At 57.9% G+C, this 24,935-nt stretch carries 30 protein-coding genes; 13 read left to right on the top strand and 17 right to left on the bottom strand.

Going from position 1 to position 24,935, the window contains the following annotated elements; all coding sequences use genetic code 11:
• Positions 1-23: 23 nt before the first annotated feature.
• From AC27VJ_RS03315 to AC27VJ_RS03325, 3 genes are all read left to right on the top strand, one after another.
• Positions 24-992 (top strand): homoserine kinase, encoded by a 969-nt coding sequence (locus tag AC27VJ_RS03315; protein ID WP_488682788.1) that lies wholly within the window; start codon positions 24-26, stop codon positions 990-992.
• Positions 989-1,429 carry a ribonuclease HI gene (gene rnhA / locus AC27VJ_RS03320; RefSeq protein ID WP_113088638.1) on the top strand — a complete coding sequence of 147 codons (441 nt, stop codon included), beginning with the start codon at positions 989-991 and terminating at the stop codon, positions 1,427-1,429. Before AC27VJ_RS03315 ends, rnhA begins: the two co-directional genes overlap by 4 nt.
• A gap of 120 nt (positions 1,430-1,549) precedes the next feature.
• Positions 1,550-1,858: a Dabb family protein gene (locus tag AC27VJ_RS03325; protein ID WP_353576092.1), complete on the top strand. Its 309-nt coding sequence runs from the start codon at positions 1,550-1,552 to the stop codon at positions 1,856-1,858.
• Positions 1,859-1,973: 115 nt separating this feature from the next.
• Here AC27VJ_RS03325 and AC27VJ_RS03330 read toward each other — a convergent pair whose 3' ends face one another.
• The 6 genes from AC27VJ_RS03330 to AC27VJ_RS03355 all read right to left on the bottom strand — a co-directional run bounded on the left by AC27VJ_RS03330 (position 1,974) and on the right by AC27VJ_RS03355 (position 6,341).
• Entirely contained in the window at positions 1,974-2,870 is an 897-nt protein-coding gene (locus AC27VJ_RS03330) for a metal ABC transporter substrate-binding protein (RefSeq protein ID WP_113088636.1), read from the bottom strand.
• 14 nt (positions 2,871-2,884) lie between these two features.
• Complete coding sequence (locus tag AC27VJ_RS03335; protein ID WP_113088635.1) at positions 2,885-3,757, bottom strand: metal ABC transporter permease; 873 nt, start codon at positions 3,755-3,757, stop codon at positions 2,885-2,887.
• Positions 3,754-4,497, bottom strand: a complete 744-nt coding sequence (locus AC27VJ_RS03340; protein WP_488682789.1) for a metal ABC transporter ATP-binding protein — start codon at positions 4,495-4,497, stop codon at positions 3,754-3,756. The genes AC27VJ_RS03335 and AC27VJ_RS03340 overlap by 4 nt, the downstream gene beginning before the upstream one ends.
• A complete protein-coding gene (locus tag AC27VJ_RS03345; RefSeq protein WP_488682790.1) occupies positions 4,494-4,616 on the bottom strand; it encodes a hypothetical protein in 123 nt (40 codons plus the stop codon). Before AC27VJ_RS03345 ends, AC27VJ_RS03340 begins: the two co-directional genes overlap by 4 nt.
• 312 nt (positions 4,617-4,928) lie before the next feature.
• Positions 4,929-5,414, bottom strand: a complete 486-nt coding sequence (locus tag AC27VJ_RS03350) for a peroxiredoxin (protein WP_353576096.1) — start codon at positions 5,412-5,414, stop codon at positions 4,929-4,931.
• Positions 5,415-5,492: 78 nt separating this feature from the next.
• On the bottom strand, positions 5,493-6,341 hold the full coding sequence (locus tag AC27VJ_RS03355) for a protein-disulfide reductase DsbD domain-containing protein (protein ID WP_488682791.1): 849 nt from the start codon (positions 6,339-6,341) through the stop codon (positions 5,493-5,495).
• 160 nt (positions 6,342-6,501) lie between these two features.
• On the opposite strand from AC27VJ_RS03355, the gene AC27VJ_RS03360 reads away from it, so the two are divergent.
• The 3 genes from AC27VJ_RS03360 (at position 6,502) to AC27VJ_RS03370 (ending at position 8,692) form a co-directional block, all read left to right on the top strand.
• Entirely contained in the window at positions 6,502-7,107 is a 606-nt protein-coding gene (locus AC27VJ_RS03360; protein WP_113088632.1) for a YqgE/AlgH family protein, read from the top strand.
• Between the two features lie 93 nt (positions 7,108-7,200).
• A complete protein-coding gene (locus tag AC27VJ_RS03365; protein WP_111840630.1) occupies positions 7,201-7,392 on the top strand; it encodes a CsbD family protein in 192 nt (63 codons plus the stop codon).
• A 163-nt stretch (positions 7,393-7,555) separates the two neighbouring features.
• Positions 7,556-8,692 (top strand): zinc-binding metallopeptidase family protein, encoded by a 1,137-nt coding sequence (locus AC27VJ_RS03370; RefSeq protein WP_488682792.1) that lies wholly within the window; start codon positions 7,556-7,558, stop codon positions 8,690-8,692.
• Here AC27VJ_RS03370 and AC27VJ_RS03375 read toward each other — a convergent pair.
• From AC27VJ_RS03375 to thrC, 4 genes are read right to left on the bottom strand one after another with little or no spacing between them, the layout of a single operon-like run.
• Positions 8,671-11,583 (bottom strand): EAL domain-containing protein, encoded by a 2,913-nt coding sequence (locus AC27VJ_RS03375; protein ID WP_488682793.1) that lies wholly within the window; start codon positions 11,581-11,583, stop codon positions 8,671-8,673. The two genes, AC27VJ_RS03370 and AC27VJ_RS03375, sit on opposite strands and share 22 nt — an antisense overlap.
• Before the next feature lie 5 nt (positions 11,584-11,588).
• The gene (locus AC27VJ_RS03380; protein ID WP_113088756.1) at positions 11,589-12,179 is read right to left on the bottom strand and encodes a GNAT family N-acetyltransferase; all 591 of its coding nucleotides are present in this window, start codon (positions 12,177-12,179) and stop codon (positions 11,589-11,591) included.
• Positions 12,180-12,220: 41 nt separating this feature from the next.
• Complete coding sequence (locus AC27VJ_RS03385; RefSeq protein WP_488682794.1) at positions 12,221-13,519, bottom strand: M16 family metallopeptidase; 1,299 nt, start codon at positions 13,517-13,519, stop codon at positions 12,221-12,223.
• A gap of 20 nt (positions 13,520-13,539) precedes the next feature.
• The gene (gene thrC / locus AC27VJ_RS03390; protein ID WP_488682795.1) at positions 13,540-14,937 is read right to left on the bottom strand and encodes a threonine synthase; all 1,398 of its coding nucleotides are present in this window, start codon (positions 14,935-14,937) and stop codon (positions 13,540-13,542) included.
• A gap of 247 nt (positions 14,938-15,184) precedes the next feature.
• Here thrC and AC27VJ_RS03395 point away from each other — a divergent pair, with 247 nt between their 5' ends.
• The 3 genes from AC27VJ_RS03395 (at position 15,185) to AC27VJ_RS03405 (ending at position 16,435) form a co-directional block, all read left to right on the top strand.
• Positions 15,185-15,739 carry a PilZ domain-containing protein gene (locus AC27VJ_RS03395; RefSeq protein WP_162727835.1) on the top strand — a complete coding sequence of 185 codons (555 nt, stop codon included), beginning with the start codon at positions 15,185-15,187 and terminating at the stop codon, positions 15,737-15,739.
• A 97-nt stretch (positions 15,740-15,836) separates the two neighbouring features.
• A complete protein-coding gene (locus AC27VJ_RS03400; RefSeq protein ID WP_353576102.1) occupies positions 15,837-16,160 on the top strand; it encodes a type II toxin-antitoxin system RelE/ParE family toxin in 324 nt (107 codons plus the stop codon).
• A complete protein-coding gene (locus AC27VJ_RS03405; RefSeq protein ID WP_113088625.1) occupies positions 16,157-16,435 on the top strand; it encodes a helix-turn-helix domain-containing protein in 279 nt (92 codons plus the stop codon). The genes AC27VJ_RS03400 and AC27VJ_RS03405 overlap by 4 nt, the downstream gene beginning before the upstream one ends.
• 39 nt (positions 16,436-16,474) lie before the next feature.
• Here AC27VJ_RS03405 and AC27VJ_RS03410 read toward each other — a convergent pair whose 3' ends face one another.
• From AC27VJ_RS03410 to AC27VJ_RS03420, 3 genes are all read right to left on the bottom strand, one after another.
• Positions 16,475-16,789 (bottom strand): BrnA antitoxin family protein, encoded by a 315-nt coding sequence (locus AC27VJ_RS03410; protein WP_488682796.1) that lies wholly within the window; start codon positions 16,787-16,789, stop codon positions 16,475-16,477.
• Positions 16,768-17,049 carry a BrnT family toxin gene (locus AC27VJ_RS03415; RefSeq protein ID WP_488682797.1) on the bottom strand — a complete coding sequence of 94 codons (282 nt, stop codon included), beginning with the start codon at positions 17,047-17,049 and terminating at the stop codon, positions 16,768-16,770. The genes AC27VJ_RS03410 and AC27VJ_RS03415 overlap by 22 nt, the downstream gene beginning before the upstream one ends.
• 70 nt (positions 17,050-17,119) lie before the next feature.
• Entirely contained in the window at positions 17,120-17,809 is a 690-nt protein-coding gene (locus AC27VJ_RS03420) for an HAD-IA family hydrolase (RefSeq protein ID WP_113088624.1), read from the bottom strand.
• Between the two features lie 176 nt (positions 17,810-17,985).
• Here AC27VJ_RS03420 and AC27VJ_RS03425 point away from each other — a divergent pair, with 176 nt between their 5' ends.
• The 3 genes from AC27VJ_RS03425 to AC27VJ_RS03435 all read left to right on the top strand — a co-directional run bounded on the left by AC27VJ_RS03425 (position 17,986) and on the right by AC27VJ_RS03435 (position 19,867).
• Positions 17,986-18,666: a GntR family transcriptional regulator gene (locus AC27VJ_RS03425; protein ID WP_488683178.1), complete on the top strand. Its 681-nt coding sequence runs from the start codon at positions 17,986-17,988 to the stop codon at positions 18,664-18,666.
• Between the two features lie 179 nt (positions 18,667-18,845).
• On the top strand, positions 18,846-19,424 hold the full coding sequence (locus AC27VJ_RS03430; protein WP_488682798.1) for a biotin transporter BioY: 579 nt from the start codon (positions 18,846-18,848) through the stop codon (positions 19,422-19,424).
• Positions 19,421-19,867, top strand: coding sequence for a DUF1284 domain-containing protein (locus AC27VJ_RS03435; RefSeq protein WP_488682799.1), 447 nt, complete (start codon positions 19,421-19,423; stop codon positions 19,865-19,867). Before AC27VJ_RS03430 ends, AC27VJ_RS03435 begins: the two co-directional genes overlap by 4 nt.
• On the opposite strand, the gene AC27VJ_RS03440 is transcribed toward AC27VJ_RS03435, so the two are convergent.
• Positions 19,857-20,942, bottom strand: a complete 1,086-nt coding sequence (locus AC27VJ_RS03440) for a hypothetical protein (RefSeq protein ID WP_488682800.1) — start codon at positions 20,940-20,942, stop codon at positions 19,857-19,859. The two genes, AC27VJ_RS03435 and AC27VJ_RS03440, sit on opposite strands and share 11 nt — an antisense overlap.
• Positions 20,943-21,289: 347 nt before the next feature.
• Between AC27VJ_RS03440 and AC27VJ_RS03445 the strand changes: the two genes are divergently transcribed.
• Positions 21,290-22,435, top strand: coding sequence for a site-specific DNA-methyltransferase (locus AC27VJ_RS03445; RefSeq protein WP_353576108.1), 1,146 nt, complete (start codon positions 21,290-21,292; stop codon positions 22,433-22,435).
• 421 nt (positions 22,436-22,856) lie between these two features.
• Here the strand turns inward: AC27VJ_RS03445 and AC27VJ_RS03450 are convergent, their stop codons facing one another.
• The 3 genes from AC27VJ_RS03450 to mutY form a co-directional block, all read right to left on the bottom strand.
• Complete coding sequence (locus tag AC27VJ_RS03450) at positions 22,857-23,081, bottom strand: putative quinol monooxygenase (RefSeq protein WP_488682801.1); 225 nt, start codon at positions 23,079-23,081, stop codon at positions 22,857-22,859.
• Between the two features lie 77 nt (positions 23,082-23,158).
• Positions 23,159-23,770, bottom strand: coding sequence for an HAD family hydrolase (locus AC27VJ_RS03455; RefSeq protein WP_488682802.1), 612 nt, complete (start codon positions 23,768-23,770; stop codon positions 23,159-23,161).
• Positions 23,770-24,870 carry an A/G-specific adenine glycosylase gene (mutY, locus tag AC27VJ_RS03460; protein ID WP_488682804.1) on the bottom strand — a complete coding sequence of 367 codons (1,101 nt, stop codon included), beginning with the start codon at positions 24,868-24,870 and terminating at the stop codon, positions 23,770-23,772. Before mutY ends, AC27VJ_RS03455 begins: the two co-directional genes overlap by 1 nt.
• Between the last annotated feature and the right edge of the window lie 65 nt (positions 24,871-24,935).

Consider the following 24,935-nt stretch of genomic DNA (forward strand, 5'->3'; position numbering starts at 1 on the left):
TCAGCACCGCAAGAGATCATAAATTGGCAGTTTACACCGATATCAGCGAAGACGATCTGAAGAATTTTCTCGGCCAATATGATGTCGGCGCGCTGACCTCCTATAAGGGTATTGCCGAAGGTGTCGAAAACACCAATTTTCTGCTGCACACCACCAAAGACCCGCTGATCCTGACGCTTTACGAAAAGCGCGTGGAAAAATCCGATCTGCCATTCTTTCTGGGTCTGAAACAGCATTTGTTTGCAAAAGGCCTGTCGTGCCCCCTGCCATTGCCGCGCCACGATGGCGAACTTCTGGGTGAATTATCTGGCCGCCCCGCCGCGCTGATCTCGTTTCTGGAAGGCATGTGGCTGCGCAAGCCCGAGGCCCGTCATTGCCGCGAAGTGGGCAAGGCGCTCGCCGCCATGCATCTGGCCGGGGAGGGTTTTGAACTCAAACGCCCGAACGCTCTATCCGTCGAAGGCTGGAAGGTGCTCTGGGACAAATCCGAAGCCCGCGCCGACGAGGTCGAAAAGGGTTTGCAGCAGGAAATCCGTGCCGATCTCGATGATCTCGCTGCCCATTGGCCGAAGAATTTGCCCGCCGGCGTCATCCATGCCGATCTGTTTCAGGACAATGTCTTTTTCCTTGGCGATGAGCTGTCCGGCCTGATCGACTTCTATTTCGCCTGCAATGATTTCCTGGCCTATGACGTCTCGATCTGCCTCAATGCGTGGTGCTTTGAGAAAGACGGTTCCTACAATGTCACCAAGGGCAAGGCGCTGCTGGAAGGCTACCAGTCCGTGCGGCCTCTAAGTGAGGCGGAGCTTGATGCGCTGCCGCTTCTGGCACGCGGTTCGGCGCTGCGCTTCTTCCTCACCCGTCTCTATGACTGGTTGACGACACCGGAGGGTGCGCTGGTGGTGAAGAAAGACCCGCTGGAATATCTGCGCAAGCTGCGCTTCCACCGTGCGGTTTCCAACGTTGCGGAATACGGGCTGGCAGTCGCATGAAGCATGTCGATATTTTCACCGATGGCGCCTGCTCGGGCAATCCGGGCCCGGGTGGCTGGGGCGCGGTTCTTCGCTACGGCGAAACCGAAAAGGAACTCTGCGGCGGCGAGGCGGAGACCACCAACAACCGCATGGAGTTGATGGCTGCCATCCAGTCGCTGAACGCGCTGAAAGCGCCCTGCGAGGTCGATCTTTACACCGACAGCGCCTATGTGAAGGACGGCATTACCAAGTGGATTTTCGGCTGGAAGAAAAAGGGCTGGAAGACTGCTGACAATAAGCCCGTCAAGAATGTCGAGCTTTGGCAGGCGCTGGAAACGGCGCGGGAGCGTCACAAGGTAACCCTGCACTGGGTCAAGGGCCACGCCGGCCACCCGGAAAACGAACGTGCCGATGAACTGGCCCGCAAAGGCATGGAGCCGTTCAAACGGCGGTGATGAATAGGTGCTTTACTGGGGTTGCGCATCGCCATTAGCGACCTATCTTCCCTAAGCCTTGTTATTCCAAAGGCTATAAAAGCATAAAGCCTGTGTAGTCAGGCATGAGAGGGACACCCCATGATCTTGCATTGCGTTTTCGTGCGCTTCAAATCTGCCGCAACGACTTCCGAAAAGCAGGCGATCTACGAAGCGATCACCGCCCTCAAGGATGTCATTCCGGGTATTGTCGAGGTGAAATGCGGACAGAACGTCTCGTCCGAAGGGCTGAATGGCGGCTTTCTGGATGGCTTCATCATCAAGCTGGAAAGCATCGAGGCCCGCGACGAATATCTCGCCCATCCCCAGCATATCGATGTCGGCGAACGCCTGATCGGCCTGACCGATGGCGGCGCAGCGGGATTGCTGGTTTTCGATATGGCGGAGTGAGTCGGCAAACTACCCTCACCATCACTTGATCCTCGCCACAAGGGCGAGGATAACGGGTGCAGGGGCGCTGGCGCGCCCCTGCTATTCCCGACACGGTCTGACCGCGCCGCCGTTATCAGCTGGACTTGTTCATTGCCGTCGCGATCTGCTCGACATTATAGCGGAACATCTTCTCATAGGTCGGCGCAGGGCCCTTGGCCTTGGAAAGCGATTCCACGTAAAGTTCGCCGCCCGGCTGCGCACCGGTTGCCTTGGCCACCTGCTTGACCAGACGTGGATCGTTGGAATTTTCGAAGAAATAGGTCTTCACATGCTCGGCCTTGATCTGCTCGATCAGCTTGGCCACGTCTCCGGCAGAGGCTTCGGTTTCGGTTGAAACGCCCAGAGGCGACAGGAACGTCACCTTGTATTCGCGCCCGAAATAGCCGAAGGCATCGTGGCTGGTCAGCACCTTGCGGCGATCTTCCGGGATGCTGTCGAATTTCGCATGGGCAAAGGTGTTCAGCTCATCCAGTTTCTTCAAGTAGGCCTCGGCGTTGGCCTTGAAATCCGCCTTGTCTGCCGGGTCGGCGGCAGAGAGGGTGGTTTCGATGTTCTGTACCCAGATTTTGACATTGACCGGGCTGTTCCAGACATGCGGATCGGTCACGGTCTTGCCGTCCTCTTCCATGCTGCGCGTCTTGATGCCTTCGGAGACATTGACCGGCGTTCCCTTGTAACCGGAGGCGGAGATCAGCCGGTCCATCCAGCCTTCAAGGCCAAGACCGCTGACGAAGACGACGTCGGCGGCTTTCAGGCTTTTGGCATCGGATGGAGAGGGCTCGAATTCATGCGGGTCGCCATCCGGCTTGACGAGGCTGGTGACGGTGACGTGGTTGCCGCCCACCTGCTTGACCACATCAGCCAGCACGGTGAAGGAGGCGACGGCCTTCAGTTCCGCCGCAGAAAGCGGGGAGGCGAAGGCAATGAAGGCGGGTATTGCGGCAGTCAGCAGAAGATTACGGGACAACATTGGCAGGTCTCCAGTTAGCCCTTCAAATGCGGGCGGGTGAAAAAACGTCCTGCAAGACCCGCCGGCGCTGCCAGAATGGACAGCCCGTAAAGGCAGGTTGCAGCCATGATGATGGTGGGGCCAGAGGCCAGTTCGAAATGGTAGGACACGACAAGGCCGACATAGCCGGAGATGGCAGCACTCAAGGCGGCAAGGATCAGCATGGCGGGCAGGCTGCGGGTCCAGAGTTGGGCGATAGCCGCAGGCAGCATCATCAGCCCCACCGCCATCAAGGTGCCGAGCGCCTGAAAGCTCGCGACCAGATTGATGACCACCAGTACCAGAAAAATGACGTGATAGACCGGCCCACGTCCACCGACGGCCCGCAGGAAACCGGGGTCGAAACATTCGCTGACCAGAGGACGGTAAATGATGGCGAGAACGATCAGCGTCAGGGAGGTGATGGCGCCGATCTGGTAGAGCGCTGGCGCATCGATAGCGAGAATGGTGCCGAACAGCACATGCAGAAGATCGACATTCGACCCATGCAGGGACACGATCAGCACGCCGAGCGCCAGAGAGGCCAGATAGAAGCTCGCAAAGCTCGCATCCTCCTGCAATGGGGTGATGCGACTGACGATGCCGGATAGGAGCGCGACGGAGAGACCGGCAATCAAGCCGCCGAAGCCCATGGCCGTCAGCGAGAGCGACCCGGCGATGAGGTAGCCGATGGCGGCTCCCGGCAAAATGGCGTGGCTCAGCGCATCGCCCATCAGGCTCATACGGCGCAGCATCAGAAACACGCCGATTGGGCTCGCCCCAGCAGCAAGACAGAAACAGGCCACGAGCGCGCGGCGCATGAAGCCGTAATCCTGAAACGGCGCGAGGAAAATGTCATAGGCCGTCATGCTGCTGGCTCGCAAATCTCGCTATTGTCATCCCAGCGTTCAGCCATGATGCGGGCGCGCATGAGATTGACCGGCGACATAACCTGCTGGGTCTGGCCCCAGGCGATCAGCTCGCGAGCAATCAGCAATGTCTCTGGGAAATGCGCCCGCACCTGATCGAAATCATGCAGCACCGCAACCACGGTGCGGCCTTCGCCATGCCAGCGGGCAACGATGTCCAGAAGGTCACGCGTGGTGCGCGCATCGATAGCGGTGAAGGGCTCGTCCAGCAAAATGACGCTGGCATCCTGCATCAGAAGCCGGGCAAACAGCACGCGCTGAAACTGACCGGCAGACAGCGCGCCAATCGACCGGCGCTCGAAGCCCGCAAGACCGACGGTGGCGAGAGCCTCTTGCGCACGCGCCTCCTGCTGCTTGCTGATAGAGCCGAAGGCGCCTGCGGTTTTCCATGTGCCCAGCAACACGGTTTCCAGAACCGAAATCGGAAAGCGCCGGTTGATATCGGCTGCCTGCGGCAGATAGCCAAAGTCGGTTCGCTTCAGCGCATGGGTAATGGTGCCTTCGGACAGCTTGATGTCCCCGATGATGGCCCTCAGCAGCGTGGATTTCCCCGCCCCATTAGGCCCGGCAATGGCCGTCAGGCTGCCCTTGGTAAAGCTGCCGGAGACGTGATGCACCGCCGGATGTCGGTCATAGGCCACAGTCAGATTGTCGATGGACAGAACCGCAGCGCCACTCATGACAACAGCACCGCCCAGTGAATGGCAAGCCAGAGCGGGAGGAGGATGACGAGAGCGATGAGAAGGCGAGTGACGGCGGACTGCCGCAACAGGTGCCGTGGAGAGAAATGATGCAGCATGGAATGCTCACAATAATGTTATATAATTACTGTAATGATATAACAATTACGGCGAAAGCATGGCGTGTTTTGCGGGGAGGTGGGGGTAGTGATGTCGCGTGTTTCTCTGACGTCATCCTCGGGCTTGACCCGAGGATCTAACCACATTTGACGTCGGGATTCGTTAGATCCTCGGGACGAGCCCGAGGATGACGAAAAGCACTGCAGCGGCATTGGAATTCACCTGGCACCGCCGAGCATAGGCCGAGGCGAGGGTGCGTTAAAGTTGGGAAATCCCAAGCGCGAGCCCAGGGTAAACCCAGAAAAATCAGATCAAAGCTGCTCGATCATCGTCGCAGCCGAAGAAACCGTGGCCTGGCCAGGATTTTCTTCGACATTCAGAGACTTCACCACGCCGTCTTCTACCAGCATGGAGTAACGCTTAGAGCGCACGCCGAGGCTGCCTGCGGAGAGGTCGGCGTCGAGGCCGAGTGCCTTGGTGAAGGATGCGTCCCAGTCTGCGAGGAAGTGGATTTTGCCCTGTCCGCCAGAAGACTGCGCCCATGCGCCCATGACGTGCCAGTCGTTGACCGAGATCACGGCAATATCATCCACGCCACGCGACAGGATGGTGTCGCGGTTTTCGAGATAGCCGGGCAGGTGGTTAAGCGAGCAGGTGGGGGTAAATGCGCCGGGAACGGCGAAGACGACGACTTTTTTGCCGCCGAAAAGGGCGTCCGTGGTGGTTTCAACCGGGCCGTCTGCGGTCTTTTCCTTGAATGTCGCGGATGGAAGTTTGTCGCCAATCTTGATGGTCATAATATCGCTCCTGTGGCAATGATGCGGCGCGACTATAGAGGATGAAATCGCCAACTTGCCAGCGATTTTCCGCATGTCTTATTGCGGAAAATCAAGCGGGGCTTCCATCACTCGCTCACCGGATTTGACCAGAATGGTCCAGCGCTGACCCTTTGGATTATAGGATTTCGGCAGACCCTTGATGTTCATGTAAAAGGTCAGCTTGCGCTTGTCGCGCACCATGTTCTGCGGCTCGAAATAGGCATAGCCGGATGGGCCAGCGACGAAAATATCCGTTTCTTTCGGCGCATCTTCGGGCAAGCGCAACTCTACACCCAGCAGGGTCTTGTCAGGCGTGATGTGGAAGCTTTGCACCTTGAAGTCATCCGTCGCCTCTTCCGGCAAGGTAGCCTTTGCGGTCTGCACGGCTTCGGTCTCTTCTGCCGTCGCCATCTTTCCATGGTCCTTGCGGATTTCGAAGCTGGCTTCGAAAGGAATGCAGATGTTCAGGCACACACCGATGAAGGCTGTCATACGCGCATTGGCATCATCCGAGCCGGGTTGTGCCTGAAGCACGAACGGCAGGCTGACGGAGCGGTCGTAGCCGATATCCTTGAGGTCGCCATTCTCTATGAGCTTGGGGACCGGGAAGGAGAGGGAGGACAGGGTCGCGCCGCTTTCCGGATCGAGCGTGATCTTGGGCGGAATGCCCGCTTCGCCCGGCTCTCGCCAATAGGTGATCCAGCCGGGTTTGAGGTCGATCTGCAATGCCGCTTCGATGCGGCCATTGGCATCAGCGGGAAGGCTGACGACGCGCATGCGCCCGCCTTCGCTTTGCTCCCAGTCGGTTATATCGGCATGAGCCAACCGGGGTGTGGATGCCGTTGCAAGCATGAGAGCAAGCGCTGACAGGGATGCACGTATGGAGATAGAGACCTTGGCGTTCATGTTTTCGGTCTAGCCTAACATCCGCCCCCGGACCAGTTACGATTTTAACTCATTCATCATTTTCGGTTGATTGATTGGCATCTATGCCGCATCCTTGGCCGATGACCAACCACTATGCCGTACCTGTGTCACGCCAGAGTACCGCAGACCGGAGGCGCCAGTGACCTTTTCTACCCTGATGGACAAGAGAGAAAGAGGCTTCCTGGACGGCCATTTTCTCATCGCTATGCCGGGACTGGAAGGCGGCGCGTTCGAGCGGTCCGTGGTCTATATCTGCGCCCACTCCGATGCGGGCGCCATGGGCTTCATCATCAACCGCTCCCAGCAGATCACCTTTACCGATGTGCTGCTGCATCTGAAGATGATGGACCGCAACGATGCCATCATGCTGCCCAACCGCACCCGCGAATTCCCAATCCAGTGCGGCGGGCCGGTGGAATCCGGTCGCGGCTTCGTGCTGCATTCGGATGATTACAACAGCGAATCCAGCATTCCCGTCAGCGATGATATTTCGCTGACCTCGACGCTGGATATCGTGCGTGCGATTTCCAGCGGGCGTGGGCCTGACAGGGCCACCATGTTGCTGGGTTACGCAGGTTGGGCACCGGGGCAGCTGGAAAATGAAATCGCCAGCAATGGCTGGCTGAACTGCCCTGCATCGGAAGAACTGATCTTCGACCGCACGCTGGATAACAAGTATGAGCGCGCCCTTGGCCTGATGGGCGTCGACCCGCGCATGCTCTCTGCCGAAGCAGGTCATGCTTGAGGCAAATAAAATTTAGCGGAACCAAACGTTATGCCTGACGTTTTTACCCCGGTTGCCAGCGCCATGTCTGGTTAGAAACTAGGGAGAAATACCATGGGTAGCACATCCGATAAAGTCGCTGGCACAGCCAATGAAGTTGCTGGCAAGGTAAAGAAGAGCGTCGGCTCTGCCACAGGTAATGACCGTATGCGCGCCGAAGGTGCTGCACAGGAAACCAAGGGCAAAGTTCAGAAGACGGTTGGCAAAGCCAAGGACTCCGTCAAGGGCGCCGTAGACCGTATGTAATACGTCCTGTCACGTCGGCCCTCGGGCCGTGGCAGTTACAAACAAAACGCATGTGCCTGATACCGGCACATGCGTTTTTTCATCTCTGTTCACCCAATTTCCCAGCGCCGGATCGTTTGAAAGCAGTCTTTCAAGTCCTTGGCGCTCGCTTCTGGAGCGGTAAATGCAGCTTTTCTCTTGCGCTGCCTGTGGGCAGCCCGTCCATTTCGACAATCGTTCTTGCGTCAAATGCGGCCATCGTCTGGTCTTCGTGCCGGAAACGCTTTCCATGGAAGCCGTGGAGCCTGCGGGTGATCCGAACTGGTCGCTGGTCTCCAATCCAGACCGGCAAATCCGCTATTGCGCCAACGAGGTCAACGACATCTGCAACTGGTCGGTGCCTGCGCAGAGCGATCACAAATTCTGCCCGGCCTGTAGCCATAACCGCCTCGTTCCAGATGCTTCGACGGAAGAGGGTATTGAGCAATGGCGGCGGTTGAGCCAGGCACAGCGTCATCTGTTCTATTCCATGCTGCGGCTGAACCTGCCGCATCCCAACCGCGATGTGGACCCACAGGGCGGTCTCGTTTTTGACTTCCTGGTCGATGAAGTCGCGCCTGACGGTTCGATCATTCCGGCCATGACCGGCCATGACGAGGGCCTGATCGCCATCCGCGCAGCCGAATCTGACGATGCGACGCGTGAGCAGATCAAAAGCAACATGAACGAGCCATACCGCACCATGCTCGGTCATTTCCGTCACGAAGTCGGCCATTTCATCTGGAACAAGCTGGTTCGCGATGCCAATCGGCTGGAGGCCTGCCGCGCCGTCTTCGGTGACGAGCGCGAGGATTATGGCGAGGCGTTGAAGCGCAATTACGAGCAGGGACCGCAGCCCGGCTGGCAGCAGACCTATATCAGCTCATACGCCTCGGTTCACCCTTGGGAAGACTTTGCGGAGTGCTTCGCGCATTACCTCCACATCGTCGATACGCTGGAAACAGCGCATGCTTTCGGCATCGCCATTGAGCCGGAGGGACACGAGGAGCTGGAAACGGATGTGGCCTTCGAGCCCTATAGCGCGAGAAGCGCCAAGCAGCTGGTCAGCGCCTGGGTTCCGCTCAGTGTCGCGCTGAATTCCATGCAGCGCAGCATGGGGGAGGCCGACCTATATCCTTTCGTGCTGACGCCAGCCGTAGTGGACAAGCTGGAATTCCTGCACAAGCTGCTGCACGGCCGCGTGCCGGAAGACCAGCAGCAGAGCTGGAAGCCAGCTCCGCAGCAGCAGGCAGAGCAAAATCAGGCTCTCTTGACCACCTGAAAACGCTCACGCAGCAGCCGCAGCGCCGCATCCGGCGTATCCGGCGTGCCGAACAGGAAGCTTTGCCCGTAGTGACAATTCATGCGGGCAAGCTCTGTCGCATCTTCCGGCGTCTCGATCCCTTCGGCTACCACCTGCATTTCCAAAGCACGCGCCATGGCGATGATGGAGCGCAGCAGCACGTTGCGCTTGTCGCTGGTATTGGCCACCAGCGCCTTGTCCAGCTTGATCGTGTCGAATGGGAAGCGCGTGAGATAGGCAAGCGACGAATAGCCGGTACCGAAATCATCCAGCGCGAGGCTAAGGCCGGTTTCTTTCAGCTTCGCCAGCACCAGTCGCGCCTGTTCCGGGTTTTCCATGACAATGGATTCCGTCAGTTCGAGCTTCAGCTGTGCCGGGTTGCAACGGGTCCGCTGCAACATGCTGCGCACATCGTTATAAAGCTCGTTGTTCAAAAGCTGGGCGCTGGAAATATTCACCGAAATGAAGATCGGCAGCTTGTCGATGGCGTGTTGCCAGTCCATCAGATCGGTCGCGGCTCGCTCCAGCGCAAACATGCCCAGCGGCTCGATCAGCCCCGATGCTTCGGCCACAGGAATGAACTCGCTCGGCGGAATATTGCCGCGCTTGGGGTGTTCCCAGCGCATCAATGCCTCGAAACCGGCAAGATCGCCATTATCGAGCTTAATGATCGGCTGATAGGCCAGCGAAAGTTCCTTGCGCTCGATGGCGCGGCGAAGATCGCTTTCCATTTGCAGACGGTCTGTGCCTGACGTGCGGAAGGCAGGGCGGAAAGGCTCCACCCGGTTGCCGCCCGCGCGCTTTGCCCGGTACATGGCAAGCTCGGCGTCGCTCAACAAACCCGCGGCATTTTCCTGCTGGTCGATCCATGAGACGAGGCCTATGGAGGCGGTCAGAATGATTTCGCGATTGGCGAAATTGATCGGCACCATGATGGCCTTGTTCACCGCATCGGCAAAATCCGCCACGCGCTGGGGATCACGTTCCGATACGAGGATCAGGCCGAATTCATCGCCGGAAAGGCGCGCCAGCGTATCCTGCGGCTTCAGCAGACGACGCAGACGGCGGGTCAGCGCAATCAGAATATTGTCGCCAGCGGCAATGCCCAGCGTGTCGTTGACCAGCTTGTAGCGGTCGATGTCGATTGCCATCACCGTCGGGCGCACGGTTTCGCCATCCGGTGCAAGGTTCAGCACGGATTGCAGACGGTCGAGGAAGACCTGACGGTTGGGAAGACCGGTCAGATTGTCGCTCAGCGCATCCTGCAACAGCCGTTCGACGGAATTCTTCTGTTCGGTGATGTCGGTGATCGTGCCGACGCAACGGATGATTTCGCCGTTGGAGCCCAGCACCGGCCGTGCACGGATTTGCAGCCAGTGGAAATGCCCGTCTTCGGCGCGAATGCGGAATTCGTGGTTGAGGCGGCCCTTGCGGTGGTCCAGCAGTACATCCAGCGTGGCCTTGAAGCGGTCGCGGTCATCCGGGTGCAGGCGCGGCAACCAGTTGCGGGCGGCGCCGTGCATGGTGCCGGGCTGAAGCCCGAGTTTGGCTGAAACATCCGGTGTCGTGACGATACGGTCGCGCGTTACGTCCCAGTCCCATACCGTATCGCCGCTGCCGGTCAGCGCCAGAGACTGCCGTTCCAGATCGGAGAACAGCCCCTGTTGATAGGCACTGCCAGCAAAGGCATGCTGAATGACGGTAAAGCCGATCAGAAGCACGATCAGAACGAGACCGCCGCCAAGGGCTGGTTGGACGATATCATTGTCCAGTTGACCGGTTACCGTCAGCCAGCTTCCAAACAGCCAGACCAGAATGAGTGCCCAGGATGGCACAAGCAGGATCGCGCGGTCGTAGCGGTTGAAGCCGAGATAGATGATCAGCACGATACCGGCAGTCGCCGTCAGCGCGAAGGAGAGGCGGGCGATACCGGATGCGATGGAAGGATCGTAGATGGCGACACCGAACAGCGCACCAAGCCCTATGATCCAGGCAAATGTCGCGTAACCCAGATGTGCGTGCCATCGGTTCAGGTTCAGATAGGTGAACAGGAAGACCACGAAACTGGACGCGAGGGCGACCTCCGCACCCGCGCGCCATATTCGCTCGTCGCTGGAGGTAACGGTAATCAGCTTCTCCAGAAAGCCGAAATCCACACAGATATAGGCCAGAACAGCCCAGGAAAGAGCCGCGGATGCGGGCAGAACGGACGTGCCCTTGACCACGAAGAGAATGGTGAGGAGGACGGCGAGTAGGCCTGCAATGCCAAGAACGATGCCGCGATACAGTGTGAACGCATTGATCGTGTCTTTGTAGGCTTCCGGTTCCCACAGATAGATTTGCGGCAGCTGCGGTGTGGAAAGCTCTGCCACGAAGGTAATGACGGCGCCGGGGTTCAGCGTGATGCGGAACACATCCGCATCGGGGCTGGGTTGCCGGTCCAGCGCAAAGCCTTCGCTGGGCGTGATCGCGATGATGCGTTGCGAGCCGAGATCCGGCCAGAACAGTTTGGAATTCACCAGACGAAAGTGTGGTGCGACGATGACGCGCTCCAGCTGCTCTTCCGACACGTTGGCGAGCGCAAACACGGCCCAGTCACCCTGATGCGAGGGGGAGGAGGCGCGCACTTCGATACGGCGGCGAATGCCATCCGGGCCGGGGGCGGTGGAAACCTGAAAGGCTTCACCCTGATTGGCGTAAATGTCGGTGGTTGCGGTCAGATCAAGCGCGGTGTCGTCGCGGGAAATCTTGACCGGCTCGAAAGCATGGGCTTCAGCGGCGAAAAATACGCAGAGCAACAACAGGGTCGTGAAGCGCGCTGCGGCCACAAGACGTCCAAAACGGCGCAACGCAAGGCTAATATATGTCATCTATCCTACTGCGTCCCGCCGGGATTTGGCTTGTCGGAGATGAGGGAGAACATGACATGGTCCCGCCACTCGCCGTTTATTTTCAGATATTCCCGCAAGAGACCTTCCCGCTGAAATCCGGCGTTTTCAAGCAGCCGTATGCTTTTGAAGTTCTCTGGAATACAGGCTGCCTCAATACGGTGCAACTGAAGTCCGTTGAAGATGTAGGGTATTACCAGCTTTAATGCGGCAGACATATGGCCTTGGGCGGCGTAAGGCTGGCCCATCCAATATCCAATCATGCAGCTTTGCGCCGCACCCCGCCTGATATAGCCAACGGTGATGCCGCCCAGAAGCGTGGCATCCTGCCTGAACAGCAGCATGGAAATAGCAAGGCCGGAGGAAAATTCCTGACCGTTGCGGGTGACCCGCACGCGAAAGGAGCTTTCCGTCAGCTCGTCGCTGCGCCATGTTGGTTCCCATGGCTGAAGGAACTGCCTGCTTTCCGACCGCAGCTGATACCACTGCCTGTAGTCGGAATAGCGCGGCAATCTCAGCAGGTAATCTGCACTGCGAAGTTCCGGCGTATCACTGTTACGGGAAAGAAAACGTAGCATTTTGTCGCCCAACACCACGCTTCAGGACATGCCCTTGGCCTTCAGCCGTTTGCTTGTATCTTGATGGATGGCGACGCAGAAAGCTCCGCCGTAATGTCCGAAAGCGGCGAGAGGTTTTCCAGCGGGCCGATGGCGGACAATGTCGGAACTTTATCGAAAAACAGCCGTCCCGCAAGATCGGTCAGACGTTCTGTCGTGATGTCGCCCAGACGCGTCATCATTTCGTCGTTCGGGATCGGGCGACCATAAAGCATCATCTGGCGGGCCATCTGTCCGGCACGCGCCGCGGGGCTTTCCTGACCCATCAATAGCTGAGCGCGGATTTGCGCGCGGGCACGGTCGATTTCTTCCTGATGGATGGTCTGCGACGACTTGCGAAGCTCATCGATGATGACAGGCACCAGTTCTGGCAGGTCGCTGCTGCCGGTGGCAGCATGAATGCCGAAAATGCCGGTATCGGAAAAGCCCCAATGGAAGGCATAGACCGAATAACACAGGCCGCGATATTCGCGCACTTCCTGGAACAGCCGCGAAGACATGCCGCCGCCCAGAATATTGGCCAGAATTTGCGAACAGTAGAAATCGCGGGCGTGGTAAGCCTTGCCTTCGAAACCGAGAAGGACCTGCGCATCCATAAGGTCGCGCGATTCGCGGATTTCGCCACCGGTATAGATGGCTTTTTCCATAACCGGCGTCGCAACAGGCAATTGCGGCAGACCGGCAAAGCGCTGCTCCACCTGCTTGACGAAGCTGTCGTGATCCACCGCACCGGCGGCCACGACGAAAATACGATCTGTGGTGTAATTGCGCGCCAGATAATGGCGGATCTGGCCGGTGGTGAAGGATTGCACCGTGTCCGGCGTGCCGAGGATGGGGCGGCCAATGGTCTGGTCGCGATAGGCGACACCGGAGAAATTGTCGAAGATCACATCGTCAGGCGTGTCGGTCGCTGCACCGATTTCCTGAAGGATGACGTTCTTTTCACGCTCAAGCTCTGCCTCTTCGAAGGCCGATTCCGTCAGGATATCTGCAAGGATATCGACGGCGAGCGGAACATGGTCTTTCAGAACGCGGGCATAATAAGAGGTGGTTTCGGTGGATGTCGCAGCATTGACCTCGCCGCCGACATTCTCGATCTCCTCGGCAATCTGCCGCGCCGTGCGCCGGGCGGTGCCCTTGAAAGCCATATGCTCGAGAAGATGGGCGATGCCATGCTCGTCATCGGTCTCGTTGCGGGAGCCGGATTTGATCCACACCCCAAGAGCAACGCTTTCAAGGTGTGGCATTCTTTCCGTAACGACGGTCAACCCGGATGAAAGCCGGGTTACATTTACACTCATATCACGTCTTTCCGCGCTACTTAACTCTTGGCGCGAGCATGGTTGCCGATGAATGTTTCCACGGCGGTCAGCTCAGCATCCAGAATATCGAAACGCTCCTCCCGGTTCATAAGATCAGCAAGCCATAGTGGAAGCGCGGGATCGATTGCGCAAGCGGATTTTACAGCGGCAGGAAATTTCGCTGGATGCGCAGTGGACAAAGTGACCATCGGCGCGTTTGATTTTTCATGCTTTTTCGCCACGAAAACGGCAGTCGCCGTGTGCGGGTCCAGAAGATAGCCCGTCTCCGCCAGCGTATCGCGAATGGTGGCGGCGACCTGTTTTTCCGTGGCGCGACCAGCGCGAAAGTCACGCTTGATGAACTTCATGGCCTTTTCGGAAATGTCGAAAGCACCGGATTGCTTCAGCCCATCCATGGAGCGTTTGACGGCGGAAGAATCGCGATCATAGGCTTCGAACAGCAGGCGCTCGAAGTTGGACGAGATCTGAATATCCATCGAGGGCGAGGTCGTGGCGTGAACGCCGCGCATCTCGTAGCGACCCGTCTTCAGCGTGCGCGCCAGAATGTCGTTGTCGTTGGTGGCAATCACCAGCTTGTCGATGGGCAAGCCCATCTGCTTGGCGACGTAGCCCGCGAAAACGTCGCCGAAATTGCCGGTGGGAACGGTGAAGGAGACCTTGCGATCCGGGCCACCCAGCGAAAGCGCTGCGGTGAAATAATAGACAACCTGCGCCATGATGCGCGCCCAGTTGATGGAGTTCACACCCGACAGCTTGACGCTGTCGCGGAACTTGCCATCGTTGAACATCTCTTTGACGAGGGTCTGGCAATCATCGAAATTACCGTTGACGGCGATGGCATGCACGTTGGACGCCGTCGAACTCGTCATCTGGCGCTGCTGCACCGGCGAGACCTTGCCGTGCGGGAAGAGAATAAAGATATCGGTGCGGTCACGGCCTGCGAAGGCGTCGATAGCGGCGCCACCCGTGTCGCCCGATGTTGCGCCAACGATGGTTGCGCGCTCATCGCGCTGCGTCAGCACATAGTCCATCAGCCGGGCAATGAGCTGCATCGCCACGTCTTTGAACGCCAGCGTCGTGCCGTGGAAAAGCTCCAGAATATAGGAGTTCGGGCCTGTCTGTACCAAGGGAACGACCGCCGGATGACGGAAGGTGGCATAGGCATCGTCGATCATCGAGCGGAACGTGGCTGCCGGAATTTCGCCGCCGGTGAAACGATAGAGAACCTCGAAGGCGACTTCCTGATAGGACTTGCCGCGCAGCGCACGAATTTCCTTTTTGGACATGGTCGGCCATTTGCGCGGAACATACAGTCCGCCGTCACGCGCCAGACCCGCCAGAAGCGCGTCGGAAAAACCCAGCGATGGGGCGCTGCCCCTGGTCGATACATATTCCACGAGATGGTCCCTTGTCGTCTTTCAGGCAAATGTCGTCAGCATCTTATCCGCCGGATGCCTCTGGTTTGGGCGGTTTCGGAAGCATTTTGCAAAATTCAGGCAAATCCGAACACAACCAATCGATTTTTTCCAGCGCCGCTGCTATAGACCATCGCCGACAGGCATGAAAGGCCAATAAACAGGTCTCCGGTCCTGTATAGGGATAGTTTTTAGAGGGTTGAACAGAGTGACAAGTAATATTCTGCGTTTGTCTGCCGCCATATCGCTTCTGGCCGTCCTTGCTGGCTGCAACTCTTCCAATCCATCGGACTCGCTGGCCGTCAATGCACCAGCCGCGCAGGCCGTTGCCCCCGTCGTGCAGGCCAATTGCCCACCCATTACCATTCTCGATTCCAACGCCGTTCACCGCGTTTATGCTGGTGGCGCGAAAGACGATGCCTCCAAACTGGTCTATCAGGCCTCCCTTTCCGACACGACACGTTCCTGCAGCATGAGCGACGCGACACTGACGGTCAACGTTCTCGCCCAAGGCCGCCTCGTTCCCGGCCCGGCCTCCAAGCCCGGCCGCGTCAACCTGCCCATCCGCGTCACGGTGAAGGACGGCGACGGCGAAATCTACTCGCAGGTCACCAATTTCCCGGTCGATGTTCCAGCAGGTTCCGCAGGCACGCAATTCATCTTCAACAACCCCAACGTCGCCATCCCCAACGCCCCCGGCGGCGCATCGCGCCAGACGAATGTGTTTATTTCGTTTGATGAAGCCGGTGCAAAGGCGGGTACGAAGAAGGGTCGGCGCGGGTAAGCTGACCTCGGAGCATCCCCCGCTTCAAGCGATGTGGCCACCAATGACGTGAGGTACCGTTCTTGTGTAATTATCGCATATCGGCTATATTGCGCGAATGAGATGGTCTGTCGAAACGCACGAAGCGGCAGATTCTGAGATCGAAGCGCTGCCCGTCGGGCTTCAGGCACGACTTGTTCGTTTGATGGAGGCTGTTGAAAATATCGGTCTCGAGCACTTACGCGAGCCCCACGTCAAGCATCTCGAGGGCAAGCTGTGGGAGCTGCGAGCCAAAGCAAGTGAAGGTATCGCGCGCGGCATCTACGTAACCATGACGGGCCGTCGAGTCATTGTCCTCCATGTGTTCGTAAAGAAGTCGCAAAAAACTCCCGCAGGTGCGTTGGCAATTGCCAGACAGCGAATGAGCGAGATAAAGCCATGACGAAAATTGCCGATCTTAAAAAGAAACTGATGAGCAATCCGGAATTCCGGGCTGAATATGAGAAGGCTGACGCCGAGTTTCAGCTTATCGAGGCGCTTGTTGGTGCGCGTACCCGCGCAAAGCTATCTCAGTCTGAGGTCGCACGTCGTATAGGAACAACGCAGTCTGCAATCGCGCGACTTGAGGGCGGCGGTGTGTCGCCTTCAATCGACACTTTAAGGCGTTACGCGGAAGCGACAGGTGCCAAGTTGGAAATTAATCTGGTCGGCCATTAAACTGCAGTTTCTTACATTAGGCTGGCCGCGAAAGTTCACTCACAGCCCTGCGGCTTTGCGCAGGGCGGCGTTCATGCGGCCTTGCCAGCCTTTCCCACCTTCACGGAAGCGGGCGACCACGTCTTCGTCCAGCCGCAACGTGATCTGTTTTTTCGTATTTTCCAGTTCCGGACGTCCGCGTGTCGCACGAACCTCGTCCATCGCTTTGAAAAACGCAGCAGGCAGAACATCTTTGGCTGGCCGGGCGCTGTCCAGCTCAGCCTCCGTCATTTCCGGAAAATCCACGGCATTCCAGTCAGCTTCGCTGTGGCCGCGTCCAGCGTCAAAGGACTTCACTTTAGATGTCTTGGCCATGGCAGCATCCTTCTTTCCTTCTCGCTGGCCTGTCTGAAGCTCGCAATGGATATTGCCTCAGACCCCAGCGTTGCGAAGATGACCGCAGCCGTTCCCTTGCGGAAATAGCCTGTGGCCTTGAAACGCCCGCCGCTAGGCGTCTCTGCCGGGCTTTCCGCAACAATCGTGCTTTCCCAATCGAACTCGCCGATATCTGCAAAGTCCAGACGATGCTTGTCGATATTGGCAAGCCGCTTCGGCTCGTCCCAGATGGTCTTCATGAATTAATGTAACTACATTTATTAAAATATCAATGCCGTTACTCAATCAGGAAAACATCTGCATAGCAATTCACGCCACGCCAGCCCATTCCGACAATGCCTCAATCGTTGCTGGCAAATCCTGCATGCGGGCGATCACTGTTTCAGCACCGGCATCCGTCAGGCGGTCGGCGTGGCTGGGGTAGGTGTGGGATGCGCCGGTGAAGCCGATGACGCGCATACCGGCTGCCCGTGCACCGGTAATACCGTGGACGGAGTCCTCGATGACGACGACGCGGTCAGGCGAGATGTTGAACTGCTGTGCGCCGTGCAGGAAGATATCCGGCTTCGGCTTGACGCGATCTGCACCCAGATCCTTGGCGGAATAGATGTGGCCATCGAAATAGGGCTTGAGGCCGACCTTGGTCAGCATCATCTCCAGACGTGCGCTGGAAGAGTTGGAGCAGATGCAGCGTGGCAGCGTCAGTCGTGACAACGCCGTTTTGACGCCTTCGATGACCTTTACGTCACGTTCCAGCCGGGCATCCAGAAGCTTTTCGGATTTCTCGAGCAGCGACGCGGAAAGAGGAATGCTGGCCTCACGCTCGACTTCCAGAAGAATGTTCTTCCACGTCATGCCGGAGAAGCGTTCGCCCATCTCTTCGGTCGAGATCGGGTAGCCGGCATCCGTCAACAGGCGCGATTCCACCTGGGCGGCGATGATTTCGGAATCGACGAGAACGCCGTCGCAGTCGAAAATGATGAGGTCAAAGCCGCTCATGGGCTCTCCTTGGCAATTTGGTATGGAGGAACTTGGTATCGGAAGAGTTGGGCGCTTTTAGCCCATGTGGGCCATAAGCTCAACCGATGCCGTTGCAAACGAGCCTTGCAGATGCCCGCCACCCACGCACCTGCGTCTTGCTCGACAATGTTCATGCAGCCCTTTATGTCAGACCAATGGCCAAAACTGCGAAAACCAAACCCGAAGACACCATCGCCGCAAAGATCAGCCGAACGCTGGCGGATCGCATCGTGCGCGGCGAGCTTTCGCCGGGTGCGCGGCTGCGGCAGGATCATGTTGCCGAGGAGTTCGGGGCCTCACATGTGCCGGTGCGAGAGGCTTTTCGTCGGTTGGAAGCGCAGGGGCTTGCGGTCAGCATTCCGCGCCGTGGCGTGCGGGTGGCGGATTTCGGTCTGGCCGATGTGCAGGAAGTGGCAGAGATGCGCGCTGCACTGGAAGTGCTGGCGCTGCGCCACGCCATTCCCAACCTGACTGCCGCCATTCTGGATGAGGCGGAGGCGGCAACGCTTGCGGGTGACAGGGCCATGGATGTGCAACAATGGGAAGAGGCCAACCGCCGCTTCCACCGGCTGATTACTGCGCCCTGCAACATGCCGCGCCTGATGGAGACCATTGACGGGCTGCATGCCGCCAGCGCCCGGTTTCTGTTTTCCGCATGGCGGGCAGGGTGGGAACGGCGCACCGATACGGACCACCGCGCCATCATAGATGCCCTGCGCGGCAACCGCGCGGAAGAGGCGGTGCGCATCCTTGATGGCCACGTCCAATGGATTGGCCGCACCGCAATCCGCACGCCGACGGGCTCGACACGCGATGCTTTTGCAATTGTCGGATAAATTATAGATAATTTTATTTCGCTCTATCGTACTGAAATCAATGTACTTATGTGGAATCTATTCACATGAGGCACGCAGGCGCGTGCGATTTTTTCTTACTGCATGTGGATTCTCGAGAGTTTTACGATATCAATCATGCCGTCTTTGTGAATTATCTATAATTTGAAAAGGAAGACATCATGACGGCTCACATTCGAACCTTTCCCACCGGTTTCCTCGATCTTTCATCCAGGTCTTACGTCCAGCAGGCGCTGTTCGTCGTTGCCGGCACGCTGGTGCTGGCGCTGGCGTCCAAAATCGCCGTGCCGATGATCCCGGTGCCGATTACCATGCAGACATTCGCGGTGACGATGATCGGCGCGCTCTATGGCTGGCGGCTTGGCAGCCTCACAGTGCTGGCCTGGCTGGGCGAAGCCATGCTCGGCCTGCCGGTTCTCGCCGGTGCCTCATCCGGCCTTGCGCCCTTCGTCGGCCCGACTGCCGGTTACCTCGTTTCCTTCCCCATCATGGCCGCTCTCGTGGGCTTCATGACGGAAAAGGGCATCAGCGGTCACCGCCCCGTTGCCGGTCTCCTGTTGCATCTCGTTGCAAATGCCGTGGGTCTTGCTCTTGGCTGGGCCTGGCTTGCTGGCCTTCTGGGTGCTGAAAAGGCCTTCCTCGCGGGAGTAGCACCCTTCATTCTCGGCGCGGTGCTGAAATCCGCGCTTGCCGCCACCGTGCTCAAGCTTCTGGCATCGCGTACAGAGGCCGCCCGGTGACGGTTCGTCTCAGAGCGCATCATCTGCTCTGCATGCTGACCTATGTCGGCAAAGGCTATACGCCCGGCTTCACGGTCAATTACGACCGTGTGGCCGAGCGGCTGAACCGCGGTGAAGAGATCGAAATCGTATCCGGCCCGGATGATATCTGCGCGCCGCTGCTGGCAGACGAGGCGGCTCATTGCTTTAAAGACAGCATCAACAAGCGGGACGCCAAAGCACTGGCATTGGTCACTGAATGGCTGGGGCAGGCAACGGAAACCGGAAGCGGTATTGCACCAGACAAAGCTTTCATCGAAAAGCTTCGCTCAGGCTTTCAACAGGGCCATCCGCGGTCTGCATGTTCCGGCTGTGAATGGATGAGCCTCTGCGACCGCGTTTCAACGAGCGATTTCTGCGGCGTGAAAATCGCGCCGCAGGTCACTAGTACGGTCAATCGGTGACGTTGAGTTCGGTGCGCTCGCCAGCCGTTACCGTCGCCGTCACTTCTTTGGGCTCACGGCTGGTTTTGTCATCATAGGTCACCTTCACGGAGTAATTTCCGGGATGCAGCGTTTCCTGATGCGTGGTGCCATAGCGACCTGAAATTTCCTTCTGGGTGCCCTGCAAATCCTTGGTGGTTTCCAGAATATCGATGCGCTGCGCGTCCTTCGCCGTCACGGCCAGCACGCCAGCATCCAGATTGACGGTCACATTCGTGCGCTGGCCAGCCGTCACGCTGAACGGCGTTTCGACAACGACCTTGCCCAGACGCGCCCGCATGATGAAATTGCCCGCTGGCATCTGCATCAACTTGCCCACGCCATAGGTACCAGTCAGTGTCTCGCGTGTGCCGTCCAGAGTTTCATCGGGAGAAACGGTCTCGAAGCGGATATTGTCCGTCTCCACCGCGCGACCGCCATCCTTGTAGACGGCGTTGGCGATGACCACGCCGCTCGGAATGATCAGGTCATGGCTGACGGTTTCACCCGCCGTGACATTGATCGTCTCCTGCGCCTGCGCAGGCCCGATGCGGCCTTCCAGCGTCAAAGCGCCAGCGGGTACGAAGATTTGCTTGGCCCCATAGATGCTGTCGCTGAAAGTCGCGCCCTGTTTGACATCCACGCGCGCCTGCGGTTCGGCTTCCTTACTGTCCACGCTACGCTTGGGCACGATGGTCAGTTGGGCTGCGTTGAAGTCGGCGGTGATCTCCGCCACTGCGCCGTCCTTCACCTCCACGGGAATTTCCCGGGTGATATTGCCCAGCGCCGCCACGGCCACATATTTGCCGACCGGAATTTTCTCTTCGAAGGTCGCATCGTACGCGCCGCCGACATTTTCGTCGCTACGTCCGCCCGTGCTGTCCGCCTTGTAGAAATCCCAGCGCACCCGGTCGCTGTTACCAAGCGAAGGCCCGCCTGTGACCAGCACGGCATCGGTTTTGACATTGATCTGTGGTTTGGGAACCGGTGGCTTGGCATCCTGCGCAAAGGCAGTGCTGGCAAACAGCATGGAAACGATAATGAGAGAAACGCGCATTCTGAACTTACCCCTGCAACCCAAACCCTTTGGCCCCACCATACAGATGGCGCGCAAAATTCCGAAATCACAACGTTAAAAGTGGCGTCTGGTTCCATTGCGCACCATTGAATATCGTCAGGGTGGCAAATAGGCAGCGGAAAGGTCGTGGGCTTGCCCGGACTCGCTGGGTGGCTGAATGCCTTAAACGGCAGATTGCTTAACCCTGATAATTGCCGCCTTTTGCGCAGTTCGCGTATTTTTTTACGCACTTAGCGTGATTTTGTATCCCGCGTTCAGTCTTTGATAACCAACTTCGGTAACCATAAGCGTCAGTTCAGTCGAGTAAGCGTATGGAGCGAGTACCTATGGCATCAGTGTTTCCGCTGGCCGATTTTCGGCGTGCCGGTTTTGACCTTGCAGGTGAAAGCGACGCCTGGAAAGACAGCATCATCAAGGGTGATTGCGTTGCTGCGCTTGAGGCACTCCCCAGCCAGTCCGTCGATGCGATTTTTGCCGATCCGCCATATAATCTTCAGCTTGGTGGCACGCTTCACCGCCCGGACCAGTCTCTGGTCGATGCTGTCGATAATGATTGGGACCAGTTCGCATCCTTCGAGGCTTACGATGCCTTCACCCGCGCCTGGCTGCTGGCCTGCCGTCGTGTACTGAAGCCCAATGGCACCATCTGGGTCATCGGCTCATACCACAATATCTACCGCGTCGGCTCCATTCTTCAGGACATGAATTTCTGGATTCTGAACGACATCGTCTGGCGCAAGACCAACCCGATGCCAAACTTCAAGGGTCGCCGGTTCCAGAACGCGCATGAAACCATGATCTGGGCCAGCCGCGATGCCAAGGCCAAGAGCTACACCTTCAATTACGAAGCGATGAAGGCATCCAATGACGATGTGCAGATGCGCTCCGACTGGCTGTTTCCGATTTGCAGCGGCGGCGAACGCCTGAAGGGCGATGACGGCAAGAAGGTCCACCCGACCCAGAAGCCGGAAGCTCTGCTGGCCCGCGTCATCATGGCCTCGACCAAGCCCGGCGATGTCGTGCTGGACCCCTTCTTCGGCTCTGGCACCACGGGTGCGGTGGCAAAGCGTCTGGGCCGTCATTTCGTCGGCATCGAGCGTGAGCAGGATTATATCGATGCGGCATCTGCCCGCATCGCAGCCGTCGAGCCGCTCGGCAAGGCAGAACTGACCGTCATGACCGGCAAGAAGGCAGAGCCGCGTGTTGCTTTCAACGTGCTTCTCGAAAGCGGCCTGGTGCGTCCCGGTCAGGTTCTGACGGATGCCAAGCGTCGCTACAGCGCCATCATTCGTGCCGATGGTACGATTGCGTCCGGCGGTGATGCCGGTTCCATCCATCGTCTCGGTGCGAAGGTGCAGGGGCTGGATGCCTGCAACGGCTGGACCTTCTGGCATGTCAGCGAAGGCGATACGCTGAAGCCTATCGATGATCTGCGGACCGTGATCCGCAACGAAATGGCAAAGGCCGAATAGAAAGCGATCCACCGCTTCGCCTTACCAGAAAGGCCCTTTGCGGCCTGACATACTTCATCCGGTTTTAGTACCTTCAGTCCCGGATGAAGAGTGACCAATGCCCGGCGCTCCCTGATCGCCGGGCATTGGTATATTCGTTATTCATTATAACCGCATTTTCCAAAATATATCAATTGCATGGCAAGTTTGGAGCAAGTAAGGGTGTGTAGCTATTTTGTCCAAGGGAGAGACAATCAAGCCGCATAACGCATCGATACCGAGGTCCCGCCGGGCTTCGTGTCATTCAGATGCCAGAATAAGAAAGCGGCATTTTTCCCAATATGACATTAACAAATCTGGCCGCTTGCGGCCGGACTGGTGCAGGTTGAAGACCGCCATTTTCGCCTGCACCAGACATTCTCTTTCCCACGCTCTGTAATGTCTATTCGCCTTTGCGAATGCTGTAATCGCGTGGAATTCCCTGCGTCACCGCAAACCATGCTGAGCTTTTGATGCGCTGTTGATGGGCGTCGAAAGCCGCCTGATCCGAAAATATCTCCGAGACGATATATCGCCCTTCGATAACAGGGCTGGGTAAGACTTCGAAGGCCATGCAGCCCGGTTCGGCAAGGGTGAGTTCTATGTGCAATGGCAATGCGTCGGCCACGGCTTGCTGCGATCTGGCGGAACGTCGATATGGCCTTGCAGATAAATCTTTTCGTCTGACATGGTTTTGTCCCCGGATCAGGCCTTGATGCCGAATTCGGCCAGATCTGCCTTCAGCTTCTCAGCACCGGTAAAATGCACGGCCTGCCATCCGGCAGCTTTTGCACCTTCGACATTGGGCAGCGAGTCGTCGATGAAAATGCTGCTCGCCGGGTCGAGGCCAAAGGTTTCCGCATGCAATTCATAAATCGTCACATCAGGCTTGATCAGTCCGACATCGCCCGACACGGTCACGCCGCGTGACAGTGTAAGGAAGGGGTACATCTTCTGCGCTTCGCGAAATGTATCTGAGGCGAAATTGGTCAGCATGGTCACATCGTAACCGCTATCGATAAGGCCGTTGAGGATCGCGACCGAATCGTCATAGGAATGCGAGACCATTTCATGCCAGTGCAGGCGAAAGGCGCGGATCGTCTCTTCATGGTCCGGGTGGTCCTGCAAAAGCAGCGCTTCTGCGTCGGCCCATGTGCGGCCTCGGTCCTGCTCCAGATTCCATTCATGTGTGCAGACGTTTTCGAAGAACCATGCCCGCTCTTTCTCATCGGGAATGAGGCGGCTGTAAGGAATGTTCGGGTCGTAATGTATCAGAACCTTGCCGATGTCGAAAACGATGTGATTGATCTTGGTCATCAATTTTTCCTGCTTTTATCGAATGCGAGAGGAATAGCCTGAGAGATGGCTTTTTTCATCACCGTCGGCAGGGCCTGCGCATCAAGATTTGTGACTGGCTCCCACCATTCGTCATTGGCGCCCGGTTTCACGCTGCCGGAAACCTTTGCGCGGAAAATGGAAAGCCGAAGCTCGAAATGGGTGAAGACATGGACGATTGTGCCCGCTGCCTCCCAATCCGCATCGAAGGGTGCATGGTCTGTGCCGGTGCCGCCATCGATCCGCGCTGTCCATGCGGTTGTCGGCACCTCCGTCATGCCGCCCAGCAGGCCGATTTCGATCCGGCGGCGCAGCAGAATTTCGCCTTTGTCGTTCACCGCCACGAAGGCGGCACCCACGCGCACCGGCTTGTCCTTCTTGGCTGCCTTCACCGGAAAACGTTCCGGTTCATCCTGCGCCAAAGCCAGACAGTGGCTGTTGTAAGGACAGAGCGCGCAGGCCGGACGCTTCGGCGTGCAGATAGTCGCGCCAAGGTCCATCATCGCCTGCGCAAAATCCCCCGGACGGTCGGCAGGCGTAATTTCCGCCACCTTCGCCCGCATCACGCCCTTGGAGCCGGGTAGGGGGGCATCGATGCAAAACAGGCGCGAAATCACCCGCTCCACATTGCCATCCAACACCGCTGATTGCCGGTTGAAGGCAATGGCCGCAACGGCTGCGGCCGTATAATCGCCAATGCCGGGAAGCTTCTTCAAACCCTCTTCGGTATCGGGAAACACCCCGCCATGTTCATTGGCAACGGCTTCGGCGCATTTCTTCAAGTTACGCGCGCGGGCATAATAGCCGAGCCCGGCCCAAGCCGCCATCACGTCCTCGCTGGGAGCGGCGGCCAGATCCTCGACCTTCGGCCACAGCGCCAGAAACTTGGCGAAGTAGGGCTTCACCGCCTGCACGGTGGTCTGCTGCAGCATCACTTCCGATAGCCAGACATGGTAGGGATTGGCCCGCAAACCCTTGGCCGTCATCGGAGGCGAGGTGCGCCAGGGTAGGTCGCGGTGGTGCCGGTCGTACCATGCCAGCAGCATGTCCGCATAAGGCAGGTTTTCGATTTTATGAAGCATGGTTTGCTGTGGCCCTCGTATTGCGCCTATACTTGGTTCATCCGCTTGCGCTGATCAAGCCCATC

Source organism: Agrobacterium sp. 20P9.1.2, from assembly GCF_057799395.1.

Excerpts from the sequence above, each read along its gene's own strand:
- rnhA (WP_113088638.1), top strand. The coding sequence starts at position 989 with ATGAAGCATGTCGATATTTTCACCGATGGCGCCTGCTCGGGCAATCCG.
- AC27VJ_RS03325 (WP_353576092.1), top strand. The coding sequence starts at position 1,550 with ATGATCTTGCATTGCGTTTTCGTGCGCTTCAAATCTGCCGCAACGACT.
- AC27VJ_RS03330 (WP_113088636.1), bottom strand. The coding sequence starts at position 2,870 with ATGTTGTCCCGTAATCTTCTGCTGACTGCCGCAATACCCGCCTTCATT.
- AC27VJ_RS03335 (WP_113088635.1), bottom strand. The coding sequence starts at position 3,757 with ATGACGGCCTATGACATTTTCCTCGCGCCGTTTCAGGATTACGGCTTC.
- AC27VJ_RS03340 (WP_488682789.1), bottom strand. The coding sequence starts at position 4,497 with ATGAGTGGCGCTGCGGTTCTGTCCATCGACAATCTGACTGTGGCCTAT.
- AC27VJ_RS03345 (WP_488682790.1), bottom strand. The coding sequence starts at position 4,616 with ATGCTGCATCATTTCTCTCCACGGCACCTGTTGCGGCAGTCCGCCGTC.
- AC27VJ_RS03350 (WP_353576096.1), bottom strand. The coding sequence starts at position 5,414 with ATGACCATCAAGATTGGCGACAAACTTCCATCCGCGACATTCAAGGAA.
- AC27VJ_RS03355 (WP_488682791.1), bottom strand. The coding sequence starts at position 6,341 with ATGAACGCCAAGGTCTCTATCTCCATACGTGCATCCCTGTCAGCGCTT.
- AC27VJ_RS03365 (WP_111840630.1), top strand. The coding sequence starts at position 7,201 with ATGGGTAGCACATCCGATAAAGTCGCTGGCACAGCCAATGAAGTTGCT.
- AC27VJ_RS03370 (WP_488682792.1), top strand. The coding sequence starts at position 7,556 with ATGCAGCTTTTCTCTTGCGCTGCCTGTGGGCAGCCCGTCCATTTCGAC.
- AC27VJ_RS03375 (WP_488682793.1), bottom strand. The coding sequence starts at position 11,583 with ATGACATATATTAGCCTTGCGTTGCGCCGTTTTGGACGTCTTGTGGCC.
- AC27VJ_RS03380 (WP_113088756.1), bottom strand. The coding sequence starts at position 12,179 with ATGCTACGTTTTCTTTCCCGTAACAGTGATACGCCGGAACTTCGCAGT.
- AC27VJ_RS03385 (WP_488682794.1), bottom strand. The coding sequence starts at position 13,519 with ATGAGTGTAAATGTAACCCGGCTTTCATCCGGGTTGACCGTCGTTACG.
- AC27VJ_RS03400 (WP_353576102.1), top strand. The coding sequence starts at position 15,837 with ATGAGATGGTCTGTCGAAACGCACGAAGCGGCAGATTCTGAGATCGAA.
- AC27VJ_RS03405 (WP_113088625.1), top strand. The coding sequence starts at position 16,157 with ATGACGAAAATTGCCGATCTTAAAAAGAAACTGATGAGCAATCCGGAA.
- AC27VJ_RS03410 (WP_488682796.1), bottom strand. The coding sequence starts at position 16,789 with ATGGCCAAGACATCTAAAGTGAAGTCCTTTGACGCTGGACGCGGCCAC.
- AC27VJ_RS03415 (WP_488682797.1), bottom strand. The coding sequence starts at position 17,049 with ATGAAGACCATCTGGGACGAGCCGAAGCGGCTTGCCAATATCGACAAG.
- AC27VJ_RS03420 (WP_113088624.1), bottom strand. The coding sequence starts at position 17,809 with ATGAGCGGCTTTGACCTCATCATTTTCGACTGCGACGGCGTTCTCGTC.
- AC27VJ_RS03425 (WP_488683178.1), top strand. The coding sequence starts at position 17,986 with ATGGCCAAAACTGCGAAAACCAAACCCGAAGACACCATCGCCGCAAAG.
- AC27VJ_RS03430 (WP_488682798.1), top strand. The coding sequence starts at position 18,846 with ATGACGGCTCACATTCGAACCTTTCCCACCGGTTTCCTCGATCTTTCA.
- AC27VJ_RS03440 (WP_488682800.1), bottom strand. The coding sequence starts at position 20,942 with ATGCGCGTTTCTCTCATTATCGTTTCCATGCTGTTTGCCAGCACTGCC.
- AC27VJ_RS03445 (WP_353576108.1), top strand. The coding sequence starts at position 21,290 with ATGGCATCAGTGTTTCCGCTGGCCGATTTTCGGCGTGCCGGTTTTGAC.
- AC27VJ_RS03455 (WP_488682802.1), bottom strand. The coding sequence starts at position 23,770 with ATGACCAAGATCAATCACATCGTTTTCGACATCGGCAAGGTTCTGATA.
- mutY (WP_488682804.1), bottom strand. The coding sequence starts at position 24,870 with ATGCTTCATAAAATCGAAAACCTGCCTTATGCGGACATGCTGCTGGCA.